This window comes from Candidatus Fermentibacter sp. (assembly GCA_030373045.1).
Lineage (GTDB): Bacteria > Fermentibacterota > Fermentibacteria > Fermentibacterales > Fermentibacteraceae > Fermentibacter.
On sequence record JAUCPW010000061.1, the window covers coordinates 1 to 3,407 of the forward strand.

The following is a 3,407-nucleotide window of genomic DNA, read 5'->3' on the forward strand; positions in this document are numbered from 1 at the left end:
GTGGCCCGGTTGTGGATCTTCACCGAGGCGAGGCCTACGCCTTCCCCCGGGAAATAGCCGTAGAGGAACGCGTCCCCGTCCAGGACCAGCCGGCCGTCTACCTGTAGATGGGATGAAAAACTGGCAAGAAATGGAAGGATCGAGGTGACACTTGGTCCCGCCGAACCGGGTCCAAACATCGAGGACGATCGTAGTGCCCAATCATCCTGGATGCAATCGGTGACAGGCACCCGCCGAGGGGATCACGGAGTTCATCGAGAGAGCTCCGTGGGAGTTCCGAACATGCCGACGGGTGGGCATTACAGGGAAGATGGAATTCCGGTCGTTGAAGAGGGCCGATAGATCAGATTCTGATGACTTCCATCATCCCGGCACCGTTATCCGCCAGGCCCGGGGGAATGTTCCCGGTCCTCCGGGGACTGACCGGCGGCGGATCAGGTCATTCCGGTCCAAGCCCGCTCGCCCTCCTCGAAGAGGAGTTTCACCAATTCTTCTTTCATTGACTCCTTGAACCGACCCCAGCTCCGGATCGTTGTCGATAGGGTCTCCATCATCGCCTTGGTGGCTCGCCCCTGACGGCGAAGCCCCTCGAGCCCACGTTGAATTCCATTCAGACATCGGCCACGCAGAAGCTCGAGGCTTCCTCGAAGGAGGAGATCGCAGTATCTCAGGACAACCTTCTCCGGCATGGTGCGGAAATCCTCCTCTTCCATCCTCCGCTCCCGCTCGACGACCTGATGATCATCTCGGTACTCGGCGAGCTTCCTGGCCGTCTCGATCTCCAGGTGATGGGACTTCCGTCGTCCGGCATTGAGCTCCTCTTGCTTATTAGAAACAATTTTATAGAAGTATGGAAAGTTCCTCTTCTTCTCCTCGAAATGGGGGCGCTTGCTATAGGCGAAGAAGGCATCGCTCGCACTCACGATGACCTGGAGATCGAATGGCCGGAGCGATGCGACGGCCTTGTCGAGGGGGATCGGCAAACGGTTTCGCTCGATCGCCGTCTTCACGACCGCCCGGAGTTCGGGATTGTCCTCGGGCTGGTGAACTTCACGAGACTCTCGCGACTTCGCCCTCTGCTTCCGGAGCTCCTTCCGGGCCTCCTCCACCTCGGCGGGGAGCGGGGTGTAGGATCGGAAGTAGTCGAGCGGGCTCCGGCCTCCCAGCCGTGCCCGGGGAGAGTAGTTGTGGAAGTGGATAAAGACTCGCCAGATCACCTCGACGATGGATGCGGCGATCGTCTCCTTGCTCGTGTCATCGATCTCGATCTTCCCGACGATCCTCGAGAACTGGCCGAAGAGACCCTCCACGTACCCGTTCGTCCAAGGATGGCGCGGGAAGGAGAAGATCCGGGGATCCTCCTCCGACCGGAAGATCGCCTGGGCATCCACTGCTCGGTTCGCCGACCCGTTGTCGGCGATGACGGCGATGACGGACTCGTACTCCTCCCGGACCTGCACCAGGACCCTCTGGACGCCCTCGGTGTCCTCGGTCTTCCCGACCGCATCGCCCAGGATGGCGCAGCTCGCGATATCGATACCCACCTCCTTGTTGTGATCGATGGGCCTGCGCGGGTCGCTCTTGAAGACGACCTGGGTATGGTGGCCATCGATCGCCACCTGGGCGCCTGGGTAGAAGACCTTGAACGGCGGATGGTAGGACGGCGTCTGGTCCCTGGTCTCGATATCCTGGAGCCCGTTCGACTGTAGGATCCGGGTGATGGTCCTCCGGTCGAGCGGATGGTCAGGGTGGTTCTGGTTGAAGGCCTGGGCGAACTCTTCCAGAGTGATCGAGGCGGCGAGGGCTCTGAACTCGGCGATGACGCGGTCGATGTCCTCGGGACTAGTCCTCCGGTGGATGCCCCGGCGCTCGGGCTTCTCCGGGAACCGCCCATCGGGACCGGCCTCCGAGTCCCAGCGGTGGAGACTCGGGAGCGGGACCCCCAGGCAGGCCGCGATCGCGGAGAACGAGATCTGGTCCTTGAAGTCACGGATGAGCCGCACGCAGAGGGCCCGCCCCTCGGGCGGGAGGTGGGCGTGACGGTCACCGAAGCGTACGCCGGGGTGGTCCCGCTCGAAGGTGAGCACCTGCATCCGGATCCGGGCCTTCAGGGCCTCCTGCCGGAATTCCTCGCCGTGCTCCGGTTCTTCATCCTGGAGCCTCTCGAGAAGCTTCCGGATCCGGTGGGCGGCCTCGTAGCCCGACTTCCGGGAGACGCCGAGCGCCCGGGCCGCGAAAGAGACGATCCTGAGGCAACGAGGAAATTTCAGTCCCCTGAGGACCTGGAGGGCAAGTATGATGATCCCCAGGCAGATTGTTTTGGAGAGCGTTTTCAAATGTGGCCTCCAAAAGAATCGGGGGAGAAGATGTTGGTCGCATCTTCTCCCCCAGCCTTTTCTTCACCCTTCTCTATCCAACACCCTTCACGACGCCGCGCCGTCGGATCCCTTCAAGCTGGCGACCCGGCGGCCGAAGATCCAGACCTCCATGATGTCTCCGACCATGCGGATCTGGAAGAGGGTGATCTCGCGGTTCTCCTCGACGGTCTCGAGCTCGGGGGGCACCGGCGACGTCCCGTTCTTCCGGTTCCCGTCCTGGATCCGGGAGAGGACCTGGTCGGCCCTGCCGTAGAAGCGGTCGGCGGGAACGAGGAGCCCGCCCAGACCCTGGTGCGTGCGTTGATGATTGTATTCATCGACCCAGCGGCCGATCTGCTCCTTGGCGTCGAGGTAGTTGCGGAATTCGACTCGATCGATCAGCTCCTTCTGGACGTTCTTGTTGACCGCCTCCACCTTCCCGCAAGTCCTCGGGTGGTCCGGGGCGGCGAGGATGTGCTCGATGTCGTAGGCCTCGAGGACGCGGTCGAACCGGCCGATGCCGGACCAGGTGTGGAAGACCGCGCCCCGGTCGGTCAGGACCGTCTCGGGCTTCCCGTACCGGCGGATCGAATCCTCGAGGACGGCGATGGCGTCATCCATGGTCTCCCGCTGGAGGAGCGCCCAGCCGGTGATGAAGCGACTGTGATCGTCTAGGGCGATGATGAGATAGATGCGCTGGGCGTGGACGTGGAACTGGAGGACATCCATCTGGACGAGCTCCAGGGGACGGGAGGCCTCGAAGCGGCGGTCCTCCTGGGGACGCGGTGGCTTCATCTGCGGCGGGGTGTAGCCGTGGGCCAGGAGGATCTTCCGGATGGTCTTCGTGTCGCAGCGGACTCCAACACGCCGGAGCTGGTTGTGGATCTGGCTGGGTCCGAAGCCCTGGTTGTTGCGCCAGACCGCGAGCACCTGCTTCTGGGTGGCCTCCGGGACCTGGATTCGCGATGGCTTGTGGATGTGACCGAGGGCACGGGTGCCGTCGGGATCGCCGGCCGACCGGGCTGTCTCTTATACACATCTGACGCTGCC

The 3,407-nt window shown here is 62.9% G+C and carries 2 protein-coding genes; both read right to left on the minus strand.

The features are described 5' to 3' along the window. Positions 1–434 precede the first annotated feature (434 nt). Positions 435–2,093, minus strand: coding sequence for a hypothetical protein (locus QUS11_10510; GenBank protein ID MDM7993730.1), 1,659 nt, complete (start codon positions 2,091–2,093; stop codon positions 435–437). Between the two features lie 330 nt (positions 2,094–2,423). Then, a complete protein-coding gene (locus tag QUS11_10515) occupies positions 2,424–3,287 on the minus strand; it encodes a DDE-type integrase/transposase/recombinase (protein ID MDM7993731.1) in 864 nt (287 codons plus the stop codon). Positions 3,288–3,407: the final 120 nt, after the last annotated feature.